Origin of the sequence: Reella acinonychis, assembly GCF_052384575.1 — a bacterium.
Taxonomy (GTDB): domain Bacteria; phylum Pseudomonadota; class Gammaproteobacteria; order Enterobacterales; family Pasteurellaceae; genus JBQSUQ01.
In genome coordinates, this window is record NZ_JBQSUQ010000002.1 from 1 (window position 1) to 25,161 (window position 25,161).

Genomic DNA, 25,161 nt, shown 5'->3' on the forward strand with positions numbered 1-25,161 from the left:
TCTTCTTCTCTTTTATTTTGTTAGAATGAAGCAAAAATTGATATTTGATTAAATTATGAAGAACGTTAAGCATTTTACTCAAAGATACATTGATTGGGTTATCAAACTAGGAAAGGTTAAGTTTTCTTTACTTGGCTTTCTTATTCTTTCAATTTTTGCTTTATGCACGCAGATTATCCTAAGTATTATTTTTTTAGATAATATTAATTGGCATAATCTTATTTACTCAGTGATTTTTGGTTTAATTTCAGCCCCTTCAGTTATTTATTTTTTTACCGTTTTAGTAGAGAAATTAGAACTTTCCCGTCAGGAATTAGCAAAAACTATTCAAGATAAAAGTACTTTATTAGCCACTATTAGTCATGAATTGCGAACTCCTCTAAATGGCATATTGGGTTTAAGTAATATGTTACTAGATACGAATCTGACTAAGTCTCAGCGTAATTATTTACAGACGATTAATCTAAGTGCGGTTTCTTTAGGGCATATTTTCAACGATATTATTGATTTAGAAAAAATTGATACGGAAAATATTGAACTTTATTTATCTGAAACGGATGTTCATCGTTTTCTTATGGACATTCAAAATGTTGCGAATTTAATGACCACGCAAAAAGATCTGGTATTTGAGCTGAAATATACGGATGATTTGCCGAGTTTCCTTTTGTTAGACCGTACGCGTTTAAGTCAAATATTATGGAATCTGTTGCATAACGCAGTGAAATTTACTGAATCAGGCAAAGTGGTACTCTCAGTAAAGCGCAAAGAAAATAATCGTTATGAGTTTTCAATCCAAGATACAGGAATAGGTATCGATCCTCATGAATTAGATAAAATTTTTGAGCTTTATTATCAATCGGAATTTTCATCGAAAAAATCTGTCGGTAGTGGTATCGGTCTTTCTGTTTCCCGTAATATCGCTCGCTTAATGGGGGGCGATTTGACGGTTAAAAGCCAATTAGGGATAGGTTCAACTTTTACTTTAGAAATTGAAGCGAAAACAGCTGAACAACAAGAAACAGTATCTCAAAGTGCGGTTAAAAATTTACGAATTTTACTTGTTGAAGATATTCAATTGAACATTCTTGTTGCCATTGCATTATTGGAAAAACTAGGGCACCAAGTTGATGTTGCGATGTCAGGTAAGGATGCTATTAATGCTTTTAATAAAGCAACGTACGACTTAGTTTTATTGGATATTCAACTTCCTGATATGACAGGATTAGATGTTGCTAAGCATTTAAAAGCTGCTTATGAAAATGATGAATTGGATTGTTTACCGCTTTTAATTGCCTTGACAGCGAATGTAGTGCATAACAAGGCGGAATATCAAGCCTGTGGTATTGATGATGTGTTAAAGAAACCGTTGTCAGTTAACCAATTAAATGCTTGTTTAAATCGTTATTTTGAAGCGGATTTTGTCGTTAGCTCAGCGAATAAACCTCAAAAACCAAATAGCGTTGTAGGAGAACGTTTATTGCCTTGGTTTGATTTGACAGTATTACAAGAATTACTTGATTTCATTGGAATTGAAACATACAAACATAATGTGCTGTTATTTGAACAAGCCATTCAATCTGAATTGAATTTTGTTATGTCATATCAGTTATTTTTACAAGGGAAGATTTCAGCGCAGCAATTAGCAGAAATTATGCATAAGTTAAAAGGCGCAGCTTCTAGTCTGGCTATGCAATCTGTCCAGCAAACGGCGAATTTAGCGCAACAATTTGAGTCGCCACAGTGGATTGTTAATATCGGTCCTTGGGTAGAACAATTAGAAATGGATATAGATAAGAGTTTATCTGTATTAAAGCATTGGTTAAATGGTGAAAAATAAAAAGGGCATATTGCCCTTTTTACTTATTATTTGAAGTCTTGCGCTAAGCAAGGTTGGATTTTATTTAAAATATCTTTTACAACACGAGGATGAGCGGCAATTAAATGACCTGAGGTTAAATAATTATGGCCTGCAACAAAGTCACACACTAATGCACCAGCTTCACGTGCGATTAAGTCACCTGCTGCACAATCCCAAGGTTTAAATCCCATTTCAAAATAACCGTCAATTCGGTCTGCTGCCACATAGCATAAATCTAATGCTGCTGATCCAGTGCGACGGAAATCTGCTGTATCTGCAATTAATGAATTCATAATTGCCATTTGAGTTGGCATTAATTTCGTATTTTTGAATGGAAAACCGGTTGCTAATACAGCGCCTTTCATATCGCGGCGATCAGCAATGCGTAAACGAATTTCGTTTAATTTAGCACCTTTACCACGAACTGCAGTAAATAATTCATTTTTAATTGGATCATAAACTACGCCGACTTCAGTGCGACCTTTAACGCGAATAGCAATAGAAACAGCGAAATGAGGGAAACCTTTGATAAAATTAGTGGTGCCATCTAATGGATCAATTATCCATTGAACGTCTTGTTCATTACCCTCTAAGCTACCGATTTCTTCCGAAATGATGCTGTGTTCTGGGTAAGAGGCTCGGATTGTTTCAATCACTGCATTTTCAGCCGCTTTATCAATATTGGTAACAAAGTCGTTACTGCCTTTTACATTGGTTTCAATATCATCACGACGTTCATAGCTTTTTGCGATAATATTACCTGCTTTTCGTGCTGCACGAATTGCGATATTTAACATTGGGTTCATAGTATTGTCCATTAGAGAAATTGTGGAAAGAACAAGGGCAATCGTTATTGCCTTAAAGTGCGGTGCATTATAGTCATTTTTTCTCCAATTTGCCAGAGTTAAAATTTTTTATAGAAACCCAGTAAATTTTAGGGATATTATGCTAAAATACACCATCGATATTGAGAATAATAAAAGAAGATGTTAGATCGTATTCGCATTGTATTAGTTGAAACCTCTCATAGTGGCAATATTGGCTCTGCCGCACGTGCAATGAAAACCATGGGGCTAACCAAGCTGTATTTGGTGTCTCCTAAGCAGCCAGTTGATGAACAAGCTATTGCTTTGTCAGCCGGTGCTGAAGATGTAGTGAAAAATGCGATAATGGTCAATCAGTTAGAGGATGCGATAACGGATTGTCATTTAGTAATTGGCACAAGTGCACGTTTGCGTCATTTACAAAATAGTTTAATTGAGCCGAGACAATGTGGTGAAATAGCGATTAATGCCGCAAAGTGCGGTGAAATTGCGATCGTTTTTGGGCGTGAGCGTATTGGGTTAACCAATGAAGAATTGTTGAAGTGTCGATACCATTTAACCATTCCTGCCAACCCTGAATATAGTTCGTTAAATTTAGCGATGGCTGTGCAGCTGGTATGTTATGAATTGCGAATGGCTTTCTTGCAAACATCTCCTGTTGAATTAATAGATAATACCAATCAAAGCATTTCAGCATTAGCTAATGCGCAGGAATTGGAATATTTTTTTGAACATACTGAGCGCGTATTCAAATCTCTTGGTTTTATTCAAAATCAAGGGGTTATGCCAAAATTGCGACGTTTATATCAACGTGCTGGTTTGGAAAAAAATGAACTTAATATTCTGCGAGGAATGTTAAGTGCGGTGGAAAAACAAAAAGTTTAAGTCGGAATAATAGTTGACTATTATTCAGGGTTAAGTAAACTAGGCGCATCCGTTTTTTGAAGGAAAGAGAAGGATGAAATTAACATCTAAAGGGCGTTATGCGGTGACTGCTATTCTTGATATTGCATTAAATGCACAAGAGGGTCCCGTTACGTTATCTGATATTTCTGAACGTCAACATATTTCCCTTTCTTATTTAGAACAACTTTTTGCAAAATTGCGTCGAGGCGGAATTGTGAAAAGTGTACGTGGTCCTGGCGGTGGCTATCAATTAGGCTTGCCATCCGAAGAAATCTCAATTGGCATGATTATTGCGGCAGTGAATGAAAATATTTCAGTGACAAAATGTTTAGGTAAAGGAAATTGCCAAGCAGGTCATGAATGTTTAACTCATTCTTTGTGGGAAGAATTAAGTCATCGCATTGAGAGTTTTTTAGATCAGATTACGCTAGCAGAATTGGTAAATAAGCAAAATAATAAAGTGCTTCAAAAACATCCAGATTTTGAAAACTTATTGGTAGTAGATAATTAATGGCATTAATTATTGAGAAAGATATTTATTAGGAGTGAATAATGAAATTACCTATTTATTTGGATTATGCAGCAACTTGCCCAGTTGATGAGCGAGTTGCTAAAAAAATGATGGAATTTTTAACCATCGAAGGCAACTTTGGTAACCCGGCCTCTCGTTCGCATAAATTTGGTTGGCAAGCAGAAGAAGCTGTTGATATTGCACGTAACCAAATCGCAGATTTAATTGGTGCGGATTCACGTGAAATTGTCTTCACTTCAGGTGCAACAGAAGCAGATAACTTAGCTATCAAAGGTGCTGCACATTTCTATCAAACAAAAGGTAAACACATTATTACATGCAAAACTGAGCATAAAGCCGTATTAGATACTTGCCGTCAGTTAGAGCGTGAAGGTTTTGAAGTCACTTATTTAGAGCCTAAATCAGATGGTTTAATTGATTTAGATGTGTTAAAAGCAACTATTCGTCCGGATACGATTTTAGTATCAATTATGCATGCGAATAACGAAATTGGCGTGATTCAAGATATTAAAGCAATTGGTGAACTTTGTCGTGCCAATAAAGTGATTTTCCATACTGATGCAACCCAAAGTGTGGGTAAAGTTGACATTAATTTAGCAGAATTACCTGTTGATTTACTTTCAATGTCAAGCCATAAATTATATGGACCAAAAGGTATTGGGGCATTATATGTTCGTCGTAAACCACGTATTCGTTTAGAAGCAATTATCCATGGCGGTGGTCATGAACGTGGTATGCGTTCAGGTACATTGCCGGTACATCAAATTGTGGGTATGGGTGAAGCATATCGTATTGCAAAAGAAGAAATGGCAACTGAAATGCCACGCTTAAAAGCATTACGTGACCGCTTATACAATGGCTTAAAAGATATTGAAGAAACCTATGTAAATGGTTCAATGGAACATCGTTTAGATAACAACCTAAATATCAGTTTCAACTATGTTGAAGGTGAAAGCTTAATGATGGCATTGCGTGATATTGCGGTATCATCTGGCTCTGCTTGTACTTCAGCAAGTTTAGAACCTTCTTACGTATTACGTGCCTTAGGTTTAAATGATGAATTAGCACATAGTTCTATTCGTTTCTCTTTAGGTCGTTATACAACAGAAGAAGAAATTGATTACACCGTTAGCCTTATGCAAGGTGCGGTGCAAAAATTAAGAGATTTATCTCCATTGTGGGATTTATTCAAAGAAGGTATTGATTTAGATACGATTGAGTGGACCGCTCACTAATTTGCGTTTATTTACTTGCATTTTTACTTTTACTGCAAGAAATTAAACAAATTTCGCATAATCAATAAATGTAGATGGGCTTTAATTGCCCATCACAAGATAAATAAAAGGAACAATAAAATGGCATATAGTGAAAAATTATTAGATCATTATGAAAACCCGCGTAACGTTGGTGCAATGGATAAAAAAGCGGCTGATGTAGGTACAGGTATGGTGGGTGCACCAGCTTGCGGTGACGTAATGCAATTACAAATTAAAGTGAATGAAAGTGGCATTATTGAAGATGCAAAATTCAAAACTTACGGTTGTGGCTCTGCGATTGCATCAAGCTCATTAATCACTGAATGGGTAAAAGGCAAATCATTGGATGAAGCTGGTGCGATTAAAAACAGCCAAATTGCAGAAGAATTAGAATTACCACCAGTAAAAGTTCACTGTTCAATTCTTGCTGAAGATGCTATCAAAGCAGCGATTGCTGACTACAAATCAAAACAAGGTAAATAATAAAAAAGTGCGGTATTTTTCACCGCACTTTATTAATTACTAGGTGAAAGAAACTAACGTCTTTCCCCTTCTTTTTTATGTTTTAGTAGCTATTTGAACAATAAAGGTGAGCATTCGTTTGCCTTTGTTCTAATATATTGATGTAATAAGTATTCTTTGTTTTGAGGTTAAGTATGGCAATCACATTAACGGAAAGTGCGGCAAATCGAGTAAGAACATTTTTACAAAATCGCGGTAAAGGTATTGGATTACGTTTAGGCATTAAAACCTCTGGTTGTTCAGGTTTAGCTTATGTGCTTGAATTTGTAGATGAACTCAATGAAGATGACAATGTATATGAACAAGATGGTGTCAAAGTCATTGTGGATACAAAAAGTCTTGTTTATCTTGATGGCACCGAGCTTGATTTTGTCAAAGAAGGCTTGAATGAAGGTTTCAAATTTAGTAACCCAAATGTCAAAGATCAATGCGGTTGTGGTGAAAGTTTTAACGTATAAATTATGAAAAATCCCTTTGCTTTATTTGATTTACCTGTAAATTTCCATATTGAACAAGCGATCCTATCGGAACGCTATCTTGCTTTACAAAAATCGTTGCACCCTGATAATTTTGCACATTGTTCGCCGCAAGAGCAGCGTTTAGCCATGCAAAAGTCAGCAGAAATAAACGATGCATTGCAAATATTGAAAGATCCTATTTTACGTGCAGATGCGATTATTGCCATTCATACCGGTGAACAACAAAATTTAGAAGAAAAAAGCACCAAAGATATGGCATTTTTAATGCAACAAATGGAATGGCGCGAGCATTTAGAACAAATTGAGCAAAATCAGAATAGCGAACAATTAACGGTATTTTTAGCGGAAATAGAACAAGAACAACAGGATATTTTATCCGAATTATCCACCGCACTTTTAAGCCAACAATGGCAGCAAGCGAAAGCAATTAATGATAAACTTCGTTTTATCAAAAAATTATTACAAGAAATTGAACGAATTGAAGAACAATTGTTTGATTTTTAACCCTAAATGAGAGAACGATAATGGCATTACTTCAAATTGCAGAACCCGGTCAGAGTGCAGCTCCTCATCAGCATAAATTAGCAGTAGGGATTGATTTAGGTACAACAAATTCGTTAGTCGCAACGGTACGTAATGGTCAAGCGGATATTTTACTTGATGAACAAGAACGCCCATTAACGCCATCCATTGTTAATTTTCAAGATGATCAAGTAATTGTTGGCTATGAAGCTGCTCTGTTAGCTAGCAAAGATCCACTAAACACGATTATTTCAGTGAAACGGTTAATTGGTCGTAGCCTTGAGGATGTGAAGCAACAAAGCCCAGATTTACCTTATGATTTTGAAGCAAGTGAGAATGGCTTACCTTTATTAAAAACACGCCAAGGTTTACGCAGTCCAATTGAAGTGTCGGCTGAAATTTTGAAAAAATTAACCGCACTTGCAGAAAAACGCTTGGCTGGCGACTTATCGGGTGCTGTGATTACTGTTCCTGCTTATTTTGATGATGCGCAACGTCAAAGTACAAAAGAAGCTGCAAAATTAGCAGGAATCAATGTTTTACGTTTATTAAATGAACCCACCGCTGCAGCTATTGCCTATGGTTTAGATAGTGGTCAAGAAGGGGTAATTGCCGTCTATGATTTAGGTGGAGGCACCTTTGATATTTCAATTCTTCGTTTATCAAAAGGTGTGTTTGAAGTGTTGTCAACTGGGGGCGATACAGCTCTTGGTGGTGATGATTTTGACCAATTGCTGATGAATTGGATTATTGAACAATCTGGTATTGAGCCTAAAACAGCGCAGCAACAACGTCAGCTAATCGAATTAGCAACTCAAACGAAAATTGCTTTAACAGATAATTTGCAAGCGGAAATTGTTTATCAAGATTGGAAAGGCACAATTCAGCGCGAACAGTTTAATCAATTGGTTGCGCTTTTAGTGAAACGTTCATTGTTTGCTTGCCGTCGAGCATTAAAAGACGCAAATGTAAGTTTAGATGAAGTACGTGAAGTTGTCATGGTGGGAGGTTCCACGCGAGTGCCTATTGTGAGAGAAAAAGTCGCTGAATTATTTGGTAAACAGCCTTTAACTTCCATTGATCCTGATCGAGTTGTGGCTCTTGGAGCAGCAATTCAAGCGGATATTTTGGTGGGTAATAAGCCTGATGCGGAAATGTTACTGCTTGATGTGATACCGCTTTCATTGGGTATTGAGACTATGGGTGGATTAGTGGAAAAAATCATTCCGCGCAATACCACAATCCCTGTGGCTAGAGCACAGGAGTTTACCACATTTAAAGATGGGCAAACCGCGATGTCAGTACATATTGTACAAGGCGAACGAGAAATGGTAGATGATTGCCGTTCTTTAGCGCGTTTTACCTTGCGTGGCATTCCTGCTATGGCGGCGGGCGCGGCACATATTCGTGTCACCTATCAAGTAGATGCAGACGGATTATTAAGCGTCACAGCGATGGAAAAATCAACGGGGATTCAGTCCTCAATTCAAGTTAAGCCTTCTTATGGTTTAACCGATGATGAAATTACACAAATGTTAAAATCATCAATGGAAAATGCGAAACAAGATATTGATGCACGTTTATTAGCGGAACAACGAGTTGAAGCAAAACGTGTTATTGAAGCTGTCTTGGCAGCATTGAATGATGATCAAGAATTGTTAAATGAAGAAGAATTAAGTGCGGTCAAAAATGCATTAGTTTCTCTGGATGAATTGCAACAGGGCACAGACACCCTAGCGATCAAACAAGGAATTAAAGCCTTAGACCAAGCGACTCAAGAATTTGCTGCACGAAGAATGGATAAGTCAATTCGTAAAGCATTAACGGGACAATCAGTCGAAAATTTATAATTTTATAGGAAAGTATTATGCCAAAAATTGTTTTTTTACCTCATGAAGAATTCTGCCCTGAAGGCATGGTCGTTGATGCTGCGACAGGTGAGAATTTATTAGATGTTGCACATAATGCCGGTGTTGAAATTCATCATGCTTGCGATGGTTCTTGCGCTTGTACAACTTGCCATGTGGTAATTAGAGAGGGCTTCGATAGCCTAAATGAAACAACAGATCAAGAAGAAGATATGTTAGATAAGGCTTGGGGTTTAGAAATGGATAGCCGCTTGTCTTGTCAATGTGTTGTGGGTGAAGAAGATTTAGTTGTTGAAATTCCAAAATATAACTTAAACCATGCAAATGAGGCGGCACATTAATGAAATGGACTGATACACGCATGATCGCGGAAAATCTGTATGATATGAATCCCGATTTAGATCCAACAACCGTTCGTTTTACTGATATGCATAAATGGATTGTTGAAATGGAGGATTTTGATGATGATCCCGAAGCGTCCAACGAGCATATCCTCGAAGCGATTTTAACCATTTGGTTAGAAGAATATGAATAAAATAAAATCCGCTGATGCCAGCGGATTTTTTGTCCTTATAACTCCATAAAGTGCGGTGTATTTTACGGTAGTTTTGCAATCACTGCATATCCTTGTTTCATTCCTTGTATTTCATATTGCGTTTCTGCACATATAAATGCTGATTCGCCTTGATTGAGCTCTAGGGATTTGCCGTTGGCTTGTAACTGTACTTTTCCTTCCATCACAAATAAGATAGAGGTATTATCTGCGGTTCCTTTAATTAGGGTTTCAGCATGATAATTTAGATTCTCTAAGGCAAAATCTTTTGCGGGAGTTTGGTAAGTAAAACTGCCTTGGGTTTGAGGTGCAGGAGGGATTAGTTTGGGGATAACTTCGCTGCAATCAATGACTTTTAATAATTCGTCAATATCCACGTGTTTTGGTGTTAAACCGCCACGAATAACATTATCAGAACAAGCCATTAATTCGATATTTTGTCCACGCAAATAAGCATGAGGAATTCCCGCATCTTGGAAAATACCTTCGCCTTTTTTAACATGTACAATATTGAATAGATAAAAACACATTAAACCAGGATCTAATTTGTCGGCAGGGATTTCCATTGCCTCGCAACTATAAAGCACCCAATAATCCGGATTTTCTGGCGTGAGGTTTTCTAATTTATTGCTGCTGAATATTGGATTTAACCAACCTTCTAACTGTGATTGGTTTGCTTGCATAATCTCAGCATAGAAACTGTGTAAGTCTTGAGTTTCTAATTTATCTGCTAGTTGAGCAAAATGCGGATATTGACGTAGGGTTTCAATAATTTTTGCTTTTGGTTTAAAGCCATGTAATAACCAGAAATCAGATAATGCGATCATCATTTCAGGTTTGTGATTATTATCTTTATAAGTCCGCTTAGGATCTTTTAAGTCAATGCCACGTTGATTTTCTTGTGCAAAACCGATTTCAGCTTGCTTTTTCGTTGGATGTAGCTGAATTGATAGCGGTAATTTCACATCAAGAATTTTGAGTAAATAAGGCAGTTCATCGCCAAAAGTGTTTCTACTTTGTGTGCCAAGAGCAGAAGGATTTTGTCGTAAAAAAGTAAGTAGGCTTTGTGTTTCTCCGTCAATGTCAATTTGCGATGGTGAGGAATTATGAGCACCAAGCCACCATTCTGCATAAGTTTGTTGAGGTTGTTTATCGAATTGAATTAATGTCGGAATATAATTTTCGCCACCCCAAGCATATTGCTGTAATGTGCCTGTGAGTTTGTAAATGCCAGTCATATTTTATCCTTAACTTGATAATAGAATTCAGCTGATTCTAGCACAAAAGTGCGGTGGAATTTTATAATGTTTATGAAATAAAAATAGGCATCATTTGATGCCTATTTTGAATTGTCGTGGATTAGATTGCAATGACTGCTAAGAACACGATAATCGAATAAAGCGCCGCTAATCCATAAAAAATGAAATGTCCTGCTGGCACCTGTACTTTCAGATCATGCATACCATGATGAAGTCGGTGTAAGCCTGCCCACATTGGGAAAATGGTAATGGCTAATAGCACTAATTTACCAAACCAATTGTGTGCAAATGCAACGATGTTATCTACCGAAATAATGCCAAAAGGAAGTAATAAACCAATGGCAAGGATTAATACGGGAAATACTAACCCGCTAATCATTCCGCCAGCACTAAACATTAACCATACAGGTGGTTCATTTGAACGCTTTGGATTTTGATTAACCATATTTCCTCCTTAAATAAACAATAAAATTAAGGTGAGAACACTGATTACACCAAAAGCAACGCGTAATGCATTACGGATAAGGCTTGCTTTTAGTCCTGTTGTGCCAGACATCACTTCGCCTGTCATATCAAATAGCGTAATCGCATGTAGGATTAACCCACCCAAAGAAATAATATTTAAAATAATGACCAATGGATTTTGTAAGAATGGAATGAAACTTTCTACCATACCATTTTCTTTACCTAGGCAGACAATGCCATACAACAACACTAAACAGAACCAAACGGTAGGGATAGCTGTTGCTTCGCGTAGCATATAAAAGCGATAAAAATCGACTTTTTTCCACCAAGTTGGTGTCATTTCTCGTACATATTTTTTACGTTTGCTTGCTAATTCAGTCATAACATTCTCCCTATGCTTTTGGTTTAAGCATTGAAATTAGATAGTCTTTCGCACTTTCTAATTTGCCTTGGTTAATTGCTGCTGCTGGATTAACATGTTTTGGACATACATCAGAGCAAGCACCTACGAACGTACAAGACCAAACACCATTGTCGCCATTGATGATTGGCATACGTTGATCTTTACCGCTATCGCGGTTGTCTAAGTTATAACGATGTGCAAGTGTTAATGCGGCAGGGCCAACGAACTCAGGATTTAAACCAAATTGAGGGCAAGCTGCATAACATAAACCACAGTTAATACACATAGAGAATTGGCGATATTTTTCCAATTGTTTCGGTGTTTGTTTAGTACGGCTTTTCGCTAATTCTGAAGATGGATGTGGTTTGCCATCTAATTCAGGCATTTTATTGCCAATGATATAAGGTTTAATTGCTTCTAAACTTTCAATGAAATGGCTTAAATCAACAATTAAGTCACGTTCAATAGGGAAGTTTGCTAATGCTTCAATGCGCATATGACCGCTGTAATCACGTAAGAACGTTTTACAAGCTAATTTCGGTTTGTTATTTACCATCATACCGCAAGAACCACAGATCGCCATACGACAAGACCAGCGGTAAGCCAATTCAGGATCAAGTTTATCTTTAATATAACCGAGTGCATCCAATAAAGAAGTTTGGTTATCATAAGGAACTTGATAAGTGCGTAAATACGGTTCTTTGTCCACTTCAGGATTATAGCGTAGCACTTCTACATTCATAATAGATTGGTTAGCCATTTGCATTCTCCTTCGCTTTTTCTGCTTCTGCTGCATCAGCTTCAGCACCATACACACGTTTCGCTGGTTGTGATTTTGTAATTTTCACCGGGCTGTATTCAATACGAGGCGCACCGTTTTCATTGTAGAACGCAAGTGTATGTTTCAAATAGTTCACATCATCACGTTCAACATAGTCTAAACGTTGGTGAGCACCACGTGATTCTTTACGTTCAATTGCTGAATTTGCAATCGATTGTGCAACATCTAAGATGTAACCTAATTCAACGGTATAAAGCACATTGGTATTGAACACGCTTGAGCGATCTTGAATACGAATACGTTTGTAACGTTCTTTTAATTCTGCAATTTTATCCACCGCACTTTGCATGCTTGCTTGGTCACGATAAATACCACAGCCTTCTTCCATTGCAGTACCCATTTCTTCGCGGATGTCTGCCCAGTTTTCAGTGCCTTCTTGGTTGTATAAATCTTCTAAACGACGAATTACATCACGCGCTTGTGCATCAACCGCAGTTTGATTGACAGGATGATTTTCAAGTGCACGTCTTGCAGCATATTCACCTGCGACGCGACCTAATACCACTAACTCAGCTAATGAGTTAGAACCTAAACGGTTTGCACCATGTAATCCTGAAGATGCACATTCACCTACTGCAAATAAGCCTTTGATACGTGTTTCACTATTGAAATCGACTTCAATACCACCCATGGTGTAGTGTACGACTGGACGAACTGGAATTGGGTCATGAACAGGGTTTACACCTTCATAAGCTTGTGCTAATTCACAAATAAATGGTAAGCGTTCGTGTAAGTATTTTTCGCCTAAATGACGTAAATCTAAGTTAACAACATCAACACCTTTTGCAGTTTTCAATGTGTTACCTTTTTTCCATTCTTGCCAGAATGCTTGTGAAACTTTATCGCGAGGACCAAGTTCCATATATTTATTTTGTGGTTTACCAATTGGTGTTTCAGGTCCTAGACCATAATCTTGTAAATAACGATAACCATCTTTATTTAATAAGATACCACCTTCACCACGACAACCTTCGGTCATTAGAATACCCGTATTTGGTAAACCTGTTGGGTGATACTGAACGAATTCCATATCACGTAATGGTACGCCATGACGATATGCCATAGATAAACCATCACCAGTTACAATACCACCATTGGTATTGAATTTGAACGCACGACAACCACCGCCTGTTGCGATGATAACGGCTTTCGCGTTAATTTGAACTAATGTGCCCTCCATCATATTCATGGCAACTAAACCACAAGCATGACCATCATCTGTCAGAATATCTAACACAAAGTATTCATCAAAACGTTGAATTTGTGGATATTGGATAGAGGTTTGGAATAAGGTGTGTAATAAGTGGAAACCGGTTTTATCGGCAGCAAACCAAGTACGTTCGATTTTCATTCCACCGAAACGACGCACGTTGACATCCCCATCTTCTTTACGAGACCAAGGGCAACCCCAACGTTCTAACTGTGTCATTTCAACTGGTGAATGTTCAACAAAATATTCAACTACATCTTGTTCACATAGCCAGTCACCACCAGCGACTGTATCTTGGAAATGTTTATCGTAGCTGTCTTCTTCTTTTATTACCGCAGCTGCACCACCTTCGGCGGCAACTGTGTGGCTACGCATTGGATAAACTTTAGAAACTAAAGCAATTTTTAAATTTGGATTTGCTTCTGCTGCTGCGATTGCGGAACGTAAACCGCCACCACCAGCACCAACAATTGCAATATCTACATTAACGATTTGCACAATAATATCCCCCAAAAAATAGAAAAGATCGAAAGATATGTTACTTAAATTTAAACAAATTACTACCTATTTTTTACTATAATGTAAAGAAATGTGATCTATCTCAAAAACTGTCAAAATCTCACCGCACTTAAAGAAAAATAAGAATAAGTCGCAATTTGTTGTTTGTCTGAATTACGGGTAAAATAGCCGAAATTTTTGAGTGGAATAACATATGTCTGAACAAATTGTATGGCAGCCAACGGCGTCAATTAAAAATTTAATCGCACGAGCAAAAATTATCGCAGAAATCCGTCATTTCTTTACGGAACGCGGCGTACTTGAAGTCGATACCCCAATTCTCAGTGAATTTGGTGTAACGGATGTGAATTTAGCTACTTTTAGCACAGAATTTAGCTCGCCTTTTGCGGAACAATCGAAAACCTTATGGCTAAATACCAGCCCTGAATATCATATGAAGCGTTTGCTCGCGGCCGGTTCAGGTGCCATTTTCCAAATTTGTCATGTCTTTCGCAATGAAGAAGCCGGCAGAAAACATAATCCTGAATTTACGATGTTGGAATGGTATCGCCCATTCTTTGATATGTATCGCTTAATCAATGAAGTCGATGATTTATTGCAACAAATTTTAGATTGTGAGCCAGCGGAAAGTTTAAGTTATCAATTTGCTTTCCAAGAATATGTGGGTTTAGATCCCCTTTCAGCGAGTAAAACCGAACTGATTGCTAAAGCTAAAGAGTATCATTTTATTTGTGACGAAGACGAATCCAGAGATGTGTTGTTGCAATTTTTATTTAGTACTGTCGTTGAACCTCAAATAGGGCAGAAAAGACCTGTTGCTATTTATCATTTTCCTGCCACTCAAGCAGCGTTAGCGCAAATTAGTTCAGAAGATCATCGCGTGGCAGAACGTTTTGAGTTTTATTACAAAGGCTTAGAGCTTGCTAATGGTTTTCATGAATTAACGGATGCAAGCGAGCAACAACATCGTTTTGAACAGGATAACCGTTTAAGAGAAAAATTGGGATTGCCTGTAAGAGATATTGATCATCGATTATTAGCCGCATTGCAATCAGGTTTACCTAATACCTCCGGGGTTGCGCTTGGCGTAGATCGTTTATTGATGATCGCTTTAGGTGTGGAAAACATTGAAGAAGTGATGTCATTTGGTATTTCTAATGCCTAAAAGTGCGGTGTATTTTGCCCGAGTTTTGTGAATAAAAGTTGCAAAACAGGGGATACAACTTTAAACTTACTCACTTGAATTTTATTTCTTTTCAATTTGGAAAAATTTCGCTTATGGATACACCAAAAAATCAAGCAGAACAAGTACTTTCACTTGGTGAGCAGTTTCGTCAAGCGCGCCAAGGGTTAAATTTAACCCTTGAAGAAGCCGCAGAAAAAATTAATTTACGCCCAGTGATTTTACAATATTTGGAAAATAATGAATTTATTCAGAAAAATATTCCTGCGACCTTTATGAAAGGTTATGTGCGTAATTATGCGAAGTTTCTAAAATTACCAGAAAGTCTATGGGATAATGACGCGATCTTTGGTGAAGATCCGAAAAATGATTTAAATCGTAATGCACGAGTGAGACGTGCGACGACGCCTCATGCTTCATATAGTCGTTGGTTAGGTATTTTAACTGGTTTAGTGCTTTTAGTTGTTGCAAGTATGACTGCTCTTTGGTGGTGGGAAAATTACCAACAATCTAACTCTGAACGAGATAATATGGTTCAAAACTATGTAGCAAGTGAAGAGCAAACCACAAATACAGAAAAGACCAATGCAGCCTTATTGCCACCTACAACACCAGCTGTAGAAAATACAAATGTAGCATCAGCACCTGTGACAACAGAAGCTGCACCAGACCTAACAACAGTGCCTGCTGTTGCAACCACAGAAGTGGCTCCAGCAATGGAAAATTCTGCCCCTGCTACCGCTGAAAACATGTTGAGTCAGCATTTAAATCAGGCAACCAACGTGGAAAATAATGCGGTTGAAAGCAACGCAGAAGAAAATAAAGTGGTAAGTGGCGATTTACAAATCGAAATTACCGCCGCAACCAGCTGGATTACGGTAAAAGATGCGAATCGTAAAAATTTAGCACAAAAAGAATACAAGCAAGGTGAAGTATTAACCTTTGATGGTAAAGGACCTTATGCTTTAACCATTGGTGCGCCAGCAAATGTGAAAATTACTTATAAGGGCGAAGCTTATCCGTTAAAAATTGACGGTCGTGTTGCTCGAATCAAATTACAATAAAAATTATGTCATCATTTAAACCTTCAATTAAACGTCGTGAATCGACAAAAATTTATGTGGGAAATGTGCCGGTCGGTGGAGATGCGCCTATTGCAGTGCAATCAATGACTAATACGCGTACCACTGATGTGGAAGCCACTGTTGCACAAATTAAATCTTTAGAACGTGTTGGCGCGGATATTGTGCGTGTTTCGGTGCCAACAATGGATGCAGCGGAAGCTTTCAAATTAATTAAGCAACAAGTGAATGTGCCACTAGTTGCAGATATTCATTTTGACTATCGCATTGCCTTAAAAGTCGCGGAATATGGTGTGGATTGTTTACGTATTAATCCAGGTAATATTGGACGTGAAGATCGTATTCGTGCAGTAGTAGATTGCGCTAGAGATAAAAATATCCCTATCCGTATTGGTGTGAACGCAGGTTCTTTAGAAAAAGATTTACAGGAAAAATATGGCGAACCAACACCGGAAGCCTTATTGGAATCGGCGTTACGTCATGTGGAAATTTTAGATCGCCTTAACTTTGATCAATTTAAAGTGAGCGTGAAAGCCTCGGATGTGTTTTTAGCGGTGGAAAGTTATCGTTTATTAGCCAAAGCTATTAAGCAACCTTTGCATTTAGGCATTACTGAAGCGGGCGGTTTTCGTGCTGGCGCCGTAAAAAGTGCGGTGGGTTTAGGCATGCTTTTAGCTGAAGGCATTGGTGATACTTTGCGTATTTCATTAGCAGCTGATCCAGTGGAAGAAATCAAAGTGGGTTTTGATATTCTTAAATCATTACGTATTCGTTCACGTGGCATTAATTTTATTGCTTGCCCAACTTGTTCGCGCCAAGAATTTGATGTAATTGGTACAGTGAATGCCCTTGAACAACGTTTAGAGGATATCATCACACCAATGGATGTTTCCATTATTGGTTGCGTGGTAAATGGTCCAGGTGAAGCATTAGTTTCTGATTTAGGCGTAACGGGTGGCAACAAAAAAAGTGGCTTCTATTTAGATGGTGAGCGCCAAAAAGAACGCTTTGATAATGATGATCTCATTAATCAATTGGAAGCAAAAATTCGCGCCAGAGTGGCAGCGCAAGACCCTAAAAATCGAATTATTTAAACAGAATTACAAGTAGGAAAATAACGTGGCGAAAACAATTCAAGCTATTCGCGGAATGAATGACTGTTCCCCAACTGAAAGTCCATTATGGCAATGGATTGAAGGAAAAGTGCGCTCAGTTTTACAGAATTATGGTTATGCAGAAGTACGTATGCCAATTGTTGAGAGCACACCGCTTTTTGCGCGTGCAATTGGTGAAGTAACGGATGTTGTTTCTAAAGAAATGTACACCTTTTGGGATAATGATGAACAACTCACTTTACGTCCAGAAGGTACAGCGGGCTGCGTGCGCGCGGCGATAGAACATGGTTGGATTTATAACCAAGAACAACGTTTATGGTATATGGGACCTATGTTCCGTCACGAGCGTCCACAAAAAGGGCGCTACCGTCAATTCCACCAAGCTGGCGTGGAAGTATTCGGTATTCCTAATCCAGAAATTGATGCTGAACTCATTATTTTAACGGCGCGTTTATGGAAAGAGTTAGGTATTGATCAGCACGTGAGTTTGCAACTAAATTCTATTGGTTCATTAGAAGCACGTCAAAATTATCGTTCTGCTTTAGTCGCGTTCTTGCAACAACATATTGATTTGTTAAGTGATGAAGAAAAAGAACGCTTAGTGAAAAATCCACTGCGTATTTTGGATACTAAAAACCAAGCTTTGCAAGAAGTGCTTAATGATGCGCCAAAATTGTTGGATTATTTGGATGATGATAGTCGCGAGCATTTTGCACAACTTTGTGCATTATTGGATGCAGTCGGTATTAAATATGAAGTCAATCCAAAACTGGTGCGCGGTTTAGATTATTATAATAAAACCGTTTTTGAGTGGGTAACGACAGCATTAGGTGCGCAAGGTACTGTGTGCGGTGGTGGACGTTATGATGGCTTAGTGGAACAATTGGGTGGCCATGCGACGACAGGCGTTGGTTTCGCCATGGGATTAGAGCGTTTGGTGCTATTAGTTCAAGAAGTGAATAAAGCCATTCCATTACCAAGTGCGGTGGATATTTATGTGGTTTTCCAAGGCGAAGGCACTACACTTGCAGCATTCCAATTGGCTGAAAAACTTCGCTCAAATTTACCGCACTTACGCACCATGTTGCATTGCAGTGGCGGTAACTTTAAAAAGCAATTTAAACGTGCGGATAAAGTCGGGGCAACCTTAGCGATAGTGATTGGCGAAACAGAAGTGCAGAATAAACAAGTTGTTATCAAACATTTGTTGAGCGGTGCCGAGCAGCAAACTGTGGCATTAGATGAAGTTGTTGCCTATATTGAACAACATATTTAAAAGGAAAGTAAAATGGCTTATACCAGTTTAGAAGAACAAGAATTAAATGAAATTAAATCTTGGTGGAAAGAAAACTACAAAACGCTTATTGCGGCGGCTGTTTTAGGTTTTGGTGGTGTAACAGGTTGGAACTATTGGCAAAGTTATCAAGCGAATAAAATCCAAGAAACTGCGGCGCAATATGATCAAATCATTTATTCAAATGCAGATGAAGCAACACAAAAAGCACAAATTGATGCTTTTGTGAAAGAGAATAGTAAAACTGCTTATGCAACGTTTGCATTATTAGAACAAGCGAAAGTGGCAGTGACTAAGCAAGATTACGTAGCTGCAGAACAAGCTTTAAGCCAAGCTGTCGCCCAATCGCCAGATAGCATTTTAGCTTCAATTGCGGCGATCCGTTTAGCCGAAGTGCAATTGCAGCAGCAACAATGGGATAAAGCATTGCAAACATTAACTTCTGTTAAAGATACAAGTTGGGATGGACGTAAAGCGTTAATCACTGGTGAAATTCAATTAGCAAAAGGCGATAAAGCAGCTGCTAAACAGAGTTTTGAAACTGCAATAAAATCAGGATCTGATCTTGAACGACAAGAAGCACAAGTGCGGTTAAATAATTTATAATTTTTGCAAAGCTTGGGTAATGCCCGAGCTTTGTTGTTTTTAAAGGAGTGAAAAATGGAATTAAGTTTATTGCGGACGCAAGCATATATTAATGGGCGATTTGTTGAGGCGGAAGATCAGCAAACCTTTGATGTATACAATCCTGCTGATAGACAACTCATTGCGAAGGTCGCCAATATTGGTCAAACACAAACGGAGCAAGCGATTCAAGCAGCAAAAATTGCACAGCAAAGCTGGAAGAAATTAACGGCGAAGTCGCGTTCAAAAATGCTGATGAAATGGTATGAGTTAGTGATGCAACACCAGGAGCAACTTGCGTATTTGCTAAGCTTGGAACAAGGGAAACCTTTAGCAGAAAGTCGTGGCGAGATCGCTTATGGTGCGAGTTTTATTGAATGGTTTGCGGAAGAAGGCAAACGCGCCTATGGTGACATTATTCCGCAAGATAAAGAAAATCGCCGCTTATTAGTGATTAAGCAACCTGTTGGAGTTGTAGCCGCAATTACGCCTTGGAATTTTCCTAATGCAATGATTACGCGTAAAGCCGCTCCAGCACTTGCTGCAGGTTGTAGCATTATTATTAAACCATCACCTGAAACACCATTATCTGCTTTGGCATTGGCAGAGCTTGCTCATCAAGCGGGTATTCCTCAAGGCGTGTTCAATGTGTTACCAACGGATAAAGCAGAAGAAGTGGGTGATGTTTTAACACAAAGTGAAGATGTGCGTAAATTGACTTTTACAGGTTCCACTAAAGTGGGCAAAAGTTTAATGGCAAAATGCGCCAATACAGTAAAAAAACTCAGCTTAGAATTAGGAGGCAATGCACCTTCTATTGTATTTGATGACGCTGATTTAGATCAGGCGGTGGACGCGGTGATTGCGTCTAAATTCCGTAATGCAGGGCAGACATGTGTTTGTACTAATCGAATTTATGTGCAATCAGGTGTTTATCGTGCTTTTGCCGACAAATTAGCGCAAAAAGTGCGGTCTTTTTCAGTAGGGATTTTTACTGATCCTAAAACGGATATTGGTCCTTTAATTAATCAAAGTGCGGTGCAAAAAATTGAAGCTCATATTGCGGATGCCGTAAAACAAGGTGCGACTATTAGGCTTGGGGGACAACGCCATCAATTAGGTGGTACTTTCTTTGAGCCAACTATTTTGGAAAATGTTACTCAGAATATGCAAGTTTGCCATGAGGAAACCTTTGCACCTTTGGCGCCATTAATCGAGTTTGATACGGAACAGCAAGTGATTGATTTTGCAAATAATAGTGAATTTGGTTTGGCTGCTTATCTTTACACTAAGGATTTAAGTCGAGTATGGCGAGTGAGCGAAGCTTTAGAAGTAGGGCTTGTTGGAATTAACGAAGGAGTGATTTCTAATGAAATGGCGCCGTTTGGAGGCGTGAAGCAGTCTGGTCTGGGAAGGGAAGGCTCTCGTTATGGCTTAGAGGAATTTCTTGAAATAAAATATCTGTGTATGAATGTATAAAAAATCGGCTCATTGAGAGCCGATTTTTCATTGATAAAATAAATTATTTACCTTGGCAACCGCAACCAGAAGACACTTTTTTGTCAAAGCGTGTATTTGCGAATTCCCAGTCAACTACATTCCAGAATTCTTTGATGTAGTCTGGACGACGGTTTTGGAATTTTAAGTAATAAGCGTGTTCCCAAACGTCTAAACCAAATAATGGGTAGCCTTCACAACCTGCAATTTCTTTACCCATTAATGGGTTATCTTGGTTTGCAGTTGAAACAACAGATAATTTACCTTCATCTGAAACCACTAACCATGCCCAACCCGAACCGAAACGCGTTGTTGCCGCTTTTTCGAATTCAGCTTTGAATGCGTCTACAGAACCGAAATCGCGTTCGATAGCTGCTTTTAATGAACCTTGTAAGGTTGTTCCTTTTCTTAATGATTTCCAGAATAATCTGTGGTTCGCATGACCACCGATATTGTTACGTAATGCAGTAAATTTGTCTGCTGGTACATTGCTTAAATGTTTTTTCAAGAATGAGCCTGGGCAACCTTGTGCTGCTAATTCAGCAAACTCTGGGATGCTTTCTAATGCTGCATTTGCATTATTGACATAAGCCTGATGATGTTTACTGTGATGAATTTCCATTGTTTGTGCATCAAAATGAGGTTCTAATGCATCATAGGCGTAGCCTAATTCAGGTAAAGTATAAGCCATAAAATTCTCCTTAATCGTAGAGCTAATTTGTTAGGGACGATGTAGCCGACAAGGGCTAAGGTTAATCGTTAGTTGTGCTATTTACTTTTTAGACAAATGTCTATAAAGATGGGCTTATATTAGCAGAATTCTTGATTTAGATCATTAAAAATGCCTATTTTCTGTTAAAAGAATTCTGATTTATATACTGAGAAAGTGGGATGAATTTTTTAGATGAGAAGCGTAGAATAGCGGATAAATAATGGAGAACAATATAACATGATGAGATTAGATAAATTTCTAGCAGAACAAACGGGATTAACGCGCTCACAAGCCAACAAAGTATTACGTCAAAGTGCGGTGCAAATTAACGGAGAAATTGAAAAAAATGGCGCAAGGAAAGTGAGTGCAGAAGATGAAATTCTTTTTGAAGGCGAGCCTTTGGAATGGTTGGATGGCCCTCAATATTTTATGCTACATAAACCACAAGGCTATGTTTGTTCTAATGATGATGGCGATTATCCGACCATTTATCAATTTTTTGATTATCCTCTCGCAGGAAAATTGCATAGTGCAGGGCGTTTAGATGTAGATACCACAGGATTAGTTTTACTCACTGACGATGGACAATGGTCGCATCGTATTACTTCGCCAAAGTTCCATTGTGAGAAAACCTATTTGGTTACCTTGGCTGATCCTGTTGAAAGCCATTATCAACAAGCTTGTGAGCAAGGCATTTTATTACGAGGCGAAAAAGATCCTACAAAGCCAGCGAAGTTAGAAATTATTGATGACTATAATGTGAATTTAACCATTAGTGAGGGGCGCTATCATCAAGTTAAACGTATGTTTGCCGCATTGGGCAATAAAGTGGTGGCTTTGCACCGTTGGCGAATCGGTGATATTCAATTAGATGAACAATTAGATGAAGGTGATTTTCGCGCCTTAACACAAGAAGAAGTAGAACATTTTTTATGATATTGAAAAATCGAGCATTATTTATTTTAACGTTAGCCATGTTATCAATGCTTCCACCTTTGGGCATTGATATGTACTTGCCTTCGTTTTTACAAATGGCGAAAGACTTGGAAGTGAGTCCAGAACAAGTGCAATATACGCTCACTTTTTTTACCTTTGGTATGGCAGCAGGGCAACTTTTTTGGGGACCTGTGGGGGATAGTTTTGGGCGAAAACCCATTATGTTGCTAGGCGTGAGTATCAGTGCTGGCGTTTCCTTTGTGCTAACCAGTATCAATTCTATTGAAAATTTCACCGCACTTCGCTTTGCACAAGGTTTTTTCAGTTCGGCGCCAGTAGTGTTAGTCGGGGCATTATTACGTGATTTGTTTAACAAAAATGAATTATCAAAAATGATGTCCACTATTACCCTTGTGTTTATGGTTGCTCCTTTACTAGCACCTATTGTGGGTGGCTATATCATTAAATTCTGGCATTGGCACAGTATTTTTCATGTGATTATGGCGATTGGTATTTTGGCAACCCTTTTAGTCGCATTGATCATTCCTGAAACCCATAAAAAAGAAAATCGTATTCCATTGCGTTTAAATATTATTGCAAAAAACTTTGTGAGCTTATGGAAACAAAAGGAAGTACTTGGCTATATGTTTTCCTCAGGTTTAGGATTTGGTGGTATGTTTGCTTTTATTACTTCCGGTTCTATTGTGTATATCGGTTTATACGGTATTGCTCCCGAAAATTTCGGTTATTTCTTTATGCTTAATATCAGCGTGTTAGCGTTAGGTTCGTTTTTAAATGGTCGTTTGGTATTTAAGATGGGCGCTGAACGTATGTTACAAATTGGATTGGCTATTCAATTGGCTGCAGGATTATGGTTGATTTTAGTGGCTTTGTTTGATTTAGGTTTTTGGCCAATGGCACTAGGTATCGCCTTATTTGTCGGGCAAAATTCCTTAATTTCATCAAATGCAATGGCATCTATTTTGGAAAAATTTCCTAATATGGCAGGCACTGCAAATTCTTTAGCAGGAACTGTACGTTTTGGTATTGGCGCTTCTGTTGGTTCACTGGTAGCGCTAATGAAAATGGACAGTGCAGCGCCGATGCTTTATACCATGGGTGGTTGTGTGATTTTAGCGGTATGTTGTTACTATTTCCTTACATTTAAGCAAATTAAGGAGGCATAATGGCGTTACAAAAATGTCCTGAATGTCGGCATAAAATCAGCGATAGTGCGAAATCCTGCCCTCATTGTGGTTTCTCTTTTTTAGAAAGTGATTTAGCATTGTATCGTCAGAAGTTAGAACAACGTCGTTTGCATAATGAACAGTTAAATAAGCAAAACCAAAAAGTCCAGTTGTTTTGGTTAATTCTATTCCTCGCCATTATCATTGGTGTCATGTTGTGGAATCAATTTGCTTAAAAGTGCGGTGGATTTTTGCCAACTTTTTAAGTGAATATAGATTATATCACTAGCGCATACACCATGAATTTTAAATTAACATCTAGGGACGCCATGTTGCTGTCAAGTGATCTTAATTTATTTTATTGATGGATATCCGCAATGATGTCCCTACAATCCATTGCATCTATTGGGTTGTGTGCAGTGGCAGCGTAGCGCCAAAATAAATAAAGGACGCGATGAGCGTCCTTTGGTTTAGATAGAAAGAAATTATTTTTTCTTCGCATATTTGAGTGAGTCAATTGCTACTGCGAAGATGATAATGCTACCTTTGATGATGTATTGCCAATATGGGTTAACGCCGATGTAGGTTAAGCCGTAGTTGATAACAGTGAAAATTAATACCCCAGTTACTACACCGATAACGGTACCCACACCACCAGCGAATGATACACCACCTACCACACAAGCGGCGATAGCATCTAATTCATACATAAAACCTAAGTTGTTGGTTGCAGAACCGATACGACCTGCTTCTAACATACCACCGAAACCGTAGAACATCCCAGCGATCATATAAATAACCACGAGGTTACGTGCTACGTTTACCCCAGACACGCGCGCAGCTTCAGGGTTTCCGCCGATAGCGAAGATATTTTTACCGAAGCGTGTTTTATTCCACATAATCCACACAATGATAGATGCAATGGCTGCATAAATCGTGATGTAGGAAAGGTTAAATGATCCAACGCGGAAGAAACCTTGAGTGAAATCTGCAAAACTGTCATTAAAGCCAGCAATTGGTGATGAACCTACGGCATCGTAGTAGAGAGAGTTAATACCATAGACGATAATCATGGTCCCCATTGTGGCAATAAATGGCGTTACATTCAGATAAGCAATAACTAAACCATTGATTAATCCAATTACTGCACCCGCTGCACAAACTGCGAGGATAACGACAGGAATTGGTATTTCCCCTAAATTTGGGAATACCTTATTCATATTGTCCATAGCTTGTAATAGGGTTGCGGAAATCACCGCTGCTAAACCCACTTGACGACCAGCGGATAAGTCAGTCCCTTGTGTAACAAGCAACCCAGCTACACCGAGTGCGATGATTAAGCGAACAGATGATTGTGTCAGAATATTACTAAAATTGCGTAAACTTAAGAAACTTGGGTCTTGTGCAATAATAATTGCCAAAAGCACCAATAATACGAAGTAAATCGCATTCTGTTTCAGAAAATCTAAGGATTTATTTTTATTGAGTGCGGACATAATACTTTCCTTCTATTT

Annotated in this window: 27 protein-coding genes; 19 read left to right on the forward strand and 8 right to left on the reverse strand. The window is 38.3% G+C overall.

All coding sequences use genetic code 11. The features are described 5' to 3' along the window. Window positions 1-55: 55 nt before the first annotated feature. The gene (locus ACT2CV_RS00585; protein WP_464973677.1) at window positions 56-1,837 is read left to right on the forward strand and encodes an ATP-binding protein; all 1,782 of its coding nucleotides are present in this window, start codon (window positions 56-58) and stop codon (window positions 1,835-1,837) included. Window positions 1,838-1,863: 26 nt separating this feature from the next. Here ACT2CV_RS00585 and suhB read toward each other — a convergent pair whose 3' ends face one another. Further along, window positions 1,864-2,664, reverse strand: a complete 801-nt coding sequence (gene suhB / locus ACT2CV_RS00590) for an inositol-1-monophosphatase (RefSeq protein WP_464973678.1) — start codon at window positions 2,662-2,664, stop codon at window positions 1,864-1,866. A gap of 180 nt (window positions 2,665-2,844) precedes the next feature. Between suhB and trmJ the strand changes: the two genes are divergently transcribed. The 9 genes from trmJ to iscX all read left to right on the forward strand — a co-directional run bounded on the left by trmJ (window position 2,845) and on the right by iscX (window position 9,302). Next, a complete protein-coding gene (gene trmJ / locus ACT2CV_RS00595; protein ID WP_464973679.1) occupies window positions 2,845-3,567 on the forward strand; it encodes a tRNA (cytosine(32)/uridine(32)-2'-O)-methyltransferase TrmJ in 723 nt (240 codons plus the stop codon). Window positions 3,568-3,640: 73 nt separating this feature from the next. After that, window positions 3,641-4,099, forward strand: a complete 459-nt coding sequence (gene iscR, locus ACT2CV_RS00600; RefSeq protein WP_464973680.1) for a Fe-S cluster assembly transcriptional regulator IscR — start codon at window positions 3,641-3,643, stop codon at window positions 4,097-4,099. Window positions 4,100-4,140: 41 nt separating this feature from the next. Continuing rightward, window positions 4,141-5,355: an IscS subfamily cysteine desulfurase gene (locus ACT2CV_RS00605; RefSeq protein WP_464973681.1), complete on the forward strand. Its 1,215-nt coding sequence runs from the start codon at window positions 4,141-4,143 to the stop codon at window positions 5,353-5,355. 120 nt (window positions 5,356-5,475) lie between these two features. Next, the gene (gene iscU, locus ACT2CV_RS00610) at window positions 5,476-5,859 is read left to right on the forward strand and encodes a Fe-S cluster assembly scaffold IscU (protein ID WP_464973682.1); all 384 of its coding nucleotides are present in this window, start codon (window positions 5,476-5,478) and stop codon (window positions 5,857-5,859) included. Between the two features lie 173 nt (window positions 5,860-6,032). Beyond that, a complete protein-coding gene (iscA, locus tag ACT2CV_RS00615; protein ID WP_464973683.1) occupies window positions 6,033-6,356 on the forward strand; it encodes an iron-sulfur cluster assembly protein IscA in 324 nt (107 codons plus the stop codon). Window positions 6,357-6,359: 3 nt separating this feature from the next. Next, a complete protein-coding gene (gene hscB, locus ACT2CV_RS00620) occupies window positions 6,360-6,881 on the forward strand; it encodes a Fe-S protein assembly co-chaperone HscB (protein ID WP_464973684.1) in 522 nt (173 codons plus the stop codon). 20 nt (window positions 6,882-6,901) lie between these two features. Beyond that, complete coding sequence (gene hscA, locus ACT2CV_RS00625) at window positions 6,902-8,749, forward strand: Fe-S protein assembly chaperone HscA (RefSeq protein WP_464973685.1); 1,848 nt, start codon at window positions 6,902-6,904, stop codon at window positions 8,747-8,749. 17 nt (window positions 8,750-8,766) lie between these two features. Further along, window positions 8,767-9,108, forward strand: coding sequence for an ISC system 2Fe-2S type ferredoxin (gene fdx, locus ACT2CV_RS00630; RefSeq protein WP_464973686.1), 342 nt, complete (start codon window positions 8,767-8,769; stop codon window positions 9,106-9,108). After that, window positions 9,108-9,302 (forward strand): Fe-S cluster assembly protein IscX, encoded by a 195-nt coding sequence (gene iscX, locus ACT2CV_RS00635; protein ID WP_464973687.1) that lies wholly within the window; start codon window positions 9,108-9,110, stop codon window positions 9,300-9,302. Before fdx ends, iscX begins: the two co-directional genes overlap by 1 nt. Window positions 9,303-9,364: 62 nt before the next feature. Here the strand turns inward: iscX and manA are convergent, their stop codons facing one another. The 5 genes from manA to frdA form a co-directional block, all read right to left on the reverse strand. After that, window positions 9,365-10,558 carry a mannose-6-phosphate isomerase, class I gene (manA, locus tag ACT2CV_RS00640; protein WP_464973688.1) on the reverse strand — a complete coding sequence of 398 codons (1,194 nt, stop codon included), beginning with the start codon at window positions 10,556-10,558 and terminating at the stop codon, window positions 9,365-9,367. 121 nt (window positions 10,559-10,679) lie between these two features. After that, a complete protein-coding gene (gene frdD, locus ACT2CV_RS00645; RefSeq protein ID WP_464973689.1) occupies window positions 10,680-11,024 on the reverse strand; it encodes a fumarate reductase subunit FrdD in 345 nt (114 codons plus the stop codon). A 9-nt stretch (window positions 11,025-11,033) separates the two neighbouring features. Continuing rightward, window positions 11,034-11,426, reverse strand: coding sequence for a fumarate reductase subunit FrdC (frdC, locus tag ACT2CV_RS00650; RefSeq protein ID WP_464973690.1), 393 nt, complete (start codon window positions 11,424-11,426; stop codon window positions 11,034-11,036). A 10-nt stretch (window positions 11,427-11,436) separates the two neighbouring features. Continuing rightward, window positions 11,437-12,207: a succinate dehydrogenase/fumarate reductase iron-sulfur subunit gene (locus ACT2CV_RS00655; protein ID WP_464973691.1), complete on the reverse strand. Its 771-nt coding sequence runs from the start codon at window positions 12,205-12,207 to the stop codon at window positions 11,437-11,439. Then, a complete protein-coding gene (gene frdA / locus ACT2CV_RS00660; protein ID WP_464973692.1) occupies window positions 12,200-13,996 on the reverse strand; it encodes a fumarate reductase (quinol) flavoprotein subunit in 1,797 nt (598 codons plus the stop codon). Before frdA ends, ACT2CV_RS00655 begins: the two co-directional genes overlap by 8 nt. A 214-nt stretch (window positions 13,997-14,210) precedes the next feature. On the opposite strand from frdA, the gene epmA reads away from it, so the two are divergent. The 6 genes from epmA to ACT2CV_RS00690 all read left to right on the forward strand — a co-directional run bounded on the left by epmA (window position 14,211) and on the right by ACT2CV_RS00690 (window position 20,794). Further along, a complete protein-coding gene (gene epmA / locus ACT2CV_RS00665) occupies window positions 14,211-15,182 on the forward strand; it encodes an elongation factor P--(R)-beta-lysine ligase (RefSeq protein WP_464973693.1) in 972 nt (323 codons plus the stop codon). A 113-nt stretch (window positions 15,183-15,295) separates the two neighbouring features. After that, the gene (locus tag ACT2CV_RS00670; protein ID WP_464973694.1) at window positions 15,296-16,264 is read left to right on the forward strand and encodes a RodZ domain-containing protein; all 969 of its coding nucleotides are present in this window, start codon (window positions 15,296-15,298) and stop codon (window positions 16,262-16,264) included. Window positions 16,265-16,269: 5 nt separating this feature from the next. Continuing rightward, complete coding sequence (gene ispG, locus ACT2CV_RS00675) at window positions 16,270-17,376, forward strand: flavodoxin-dependent (E)-4-hydroxy-3-methylbut-2-enyl-diphosphate synthase (RefSeq protein WP_464973695.1); 1,107 nt, start codon at window positions 16,270-16,272, stop codon at window positions 17,374-17,376. 25 nt (window positions 17,377-17,401) lie between these two features. Next, window positions 17,402-18,673: a histidine--tRNA ligase gene (gene hisS, locus ACT2CV_RS00680; RefSeq protein ID WP_464973696.1), complete on the forward strand. Its 1,272-nt coding sequence runs from the start codon at window positions 17,402-17,404 to the stop codon at window positions 18,671-18,673. Window positions 18,674-18,685: 12 nt separating this feature from the next. After that, entirely contained in the window at window positions 18,686-19,297 is a 612-nt protein-coding gene (locus ACT2CV_RS00685; protein ID WP_464973697.1) for a YfgM family protein, read from the forward strand. A gap of 54 nt (window positions 19,298-19,351) precedes the next feature. Next, entirely contained in the window at window positions 19,352-20,794 is a 1,443-nt protein-coding gene (locus ACT2CV_RS00690) for an NAD-dependent succinate-semialdehyde dehydrogenase (RefSeq protein ID WP_464973698.1), read from the forward strand. Between the two features lie 43 nt (window positions 20,795-20,837). On the opposite strand, the gene sodA is transcribed toward ACT2CV_RS00690, so the two are convergent. After that, entirely contained in the window at window positions 20,838-21,503 is a 666-nt protein-coding gene (gene sodA, locus ACT2CV_RS00695) for a superoxide dismutase [Mn] (RefSeq protein WP_464973699.1), read from the reverse strand. Between the two features lie 261 nt (window positions 21,504-21,764). Here sodA and rsuA point away from each other — a divergent pair, with 261 nt between their 5' ends. From rsuA to ACT2CV_RS00710, 3 genes are read left to right on the forward strand one after another with little or no spacing between them, the layout of a single operon-like run. After that, entirely contained in the window at window positions 21,765-22,460 is a 696-nt protein-coding gene (gene rsuA / locus ACT2CV_RS00700) for a 16S rRNA pseudouridine(516) synthase RsuA (RefSeq protein ID WP_464973986.1), read from the forward strand. Continuing rightward, a complete protein-coding gene (locus ACT2CV_RS00705; RefSeq protein ID WP_464973700.1) occupies window positions 22,457-23,647 on the forward strand; it encodes a Bcr/CflA family multidrug efflux MFS transporter in 1,191 nt (396 codons plus the stop codon). Before rsuA ends, ACT2CV_RS00705 begins: the two co-directional genes overlap by 4 nt. Next, the gene (locus ACT2CV_RS00710) at window positions 23,647-23,883 is read left to right on the forward strand and encodes a zinc ribbon domain-containing protein (RefSeq protein WP_464973701.1); all 237 of its coding nucleotides are present in this window, start codon (window positions 23,647-23,649) and stop codon (window positions 23,881-23,883) included. Before ACT2CV_RS00705 ends, ACT2CV_RS00710 begins: the two co-directional genes overlap by 1 nt. A gap of 249 nt (window positions 23,884-24,132) precedes the next feature. Here the strand turns inward: ACT2CV_RS00710 and mglC are convergent, their stop codons facing one another. Beyond that, window positions 24,133-25,143 (reverse strand): galactose/methyl galactoside ABC transporter permease MglC, encoded by a 1,011-nt coding sequence (mglC, locus tag ACT2CV_RS00715; protein ID WP_464973702.1) that lies wholly within the window; start codon window positions 25,141-25,143, stop codon window positions 24,133-24,135. Between the last annotated feature and the right edge of the window lie 18 nt (window positions 25,144-25,161).